At 65.9% G+C, this 1,474-nt stretch carries 1 pseudogene; it reads right to left on the bottom strand.

The features are described 5' to 3' along the window. Nucleotides 1-1,474 (bottom strand): annotated as a pseudogene (locus I59_RS19475) (UPF0182 family protein); the annotation flags it as partial.

Raw genomic sequence — 1,474 nt, 5'->3', positions numbered from 1 at the left:
CGGCAGCGTGAGCAGGTTGCCCTTGCTTCACCGTCGAGTTGCCGCGCTTCAGGATGTTCAGCTCGGCCGACACGTTCGTGTCCGAAGTTGAACAGGTTCTGCACCTGCAGCGGGACCGGGGATGTTGTCCGTCTTCGGCATCGTCAGCAGCGTGAGCTTGCCGTAGCCGGACGCCTTCTTGCCCGTGCCGGCGCCCCCGGCGTCCGAGTCGACCGCGAGGTACCCGGTCAGGACGTTCCGGCTGTCCGCGCCCCGACCCGACTGCTGCGGGATGTAGGTCGTGTAGAGCGAGTACTTCGTCTCGGACCCCGGCACCTTCATCGTCAGGTAGTAGGGGTCCTGCAGGTCCTCGGCGTTGGTCGTCGTCGTGGTCTGCGTGCCCAGGCCGTTCGTCGTCGTGTTGGTGATCGCGGACGAGCCGGAGGACGAGTCGCTGTTGGCTTCCTTCGTCGGTTCCTGCGGCGTCTGCCACGCGTCGTCACCCGAGTAGAACGAGTTCGCGTCGGTGACGTGGTACGTCGCGAGGATCGAGCGCTGCACCTTGAACAGGTCGGTCGGGTACCGCACGTGGTCGAGGAGCTCGGCGCTCATCGCGGACACCGGCTTCAACGTGCTCGGGAAGATCTTCTGCCAGGTCTTGAGGATCGGGTCCGTCGTGTCCCACGCGTAGAGCGTCACCTTGCCGGTGTAGGCGTCGACCGTGGCCTTCACCGAGTTCCGGATGTAGTTCACCTGGTCCGTGCTGTAGGCCGACGACTCCGCGCCGCTGATGCTCGCCTGCAGGCTCGCGCTCTGCGAGTACGGGTACGCGTTGGTGGTCGTGTAGCCGTCGACCACCCACACGATCCGGTGGTCCACGATCGCCGGGTAGGCGTCCTGGTCGGTCTGCAGGTACGGCGCGACCTTCTGGACCCGCTGGATGGGGTTGCGGTCGTAGAGGATCTGCGAGTCGGCGTTCACACGCTGCGACAGCAGGATCTGCTCCGACTGGAACTTCGCGGCGTAGACGAGCCGGTTGAAGAAGTTGCCGATGCTCGGCCCACCGTCCGCGGCGTACGTCGTCGTGGCGTTCCCGCCGTTGCTGGCGTCGTCGCTCTCCTCCGAGCCGGACGGGTAGTCGAGCTCGATGTTCTTCGAGCCCTTCGGCGCGCCCACGATCGAGTACTGCGGCGAGTTCTCGCCGAAGTACACGCGCTGCTGGAAGTCGCCGAGGGCGCCGCTGGACGGGATGCCGGACTCGAGGAAGACCGGCTTGCCGTCGCTCGCGCGCTGGTTGCCGTACGCCGCGGCCACGCCGTAGCCGTGCGTGTAGACGAACGTCCGGTTGTACTGCGTGTTCGTCTTGGCGCTCAGCCCGTCGAGGTTGATGTCACGGACCGCGATCACCGTGTCCTCGGTCTGCCCCTTGATGTCGTAGCGGTCGACGTCGAGGGTGTCCGGGAACTTGTAGTACTGGCGGTACTGCTGGAGCTGG

It is taken from the genome of Curtobacterium sp. B8 (assembly GCF_000333315.1).
GTDB lineage: Bacteria > Actinomycetota > Actinomycetes > Actinomycetales > Microbacteriaceae > Curtobacterium > Curtobacterium luteum.
The sequence above is the reverse complement of the archived record's forward strand: the minus strand, read 5'-3'. Positions and strand labels throughout refer to the sequence as shown.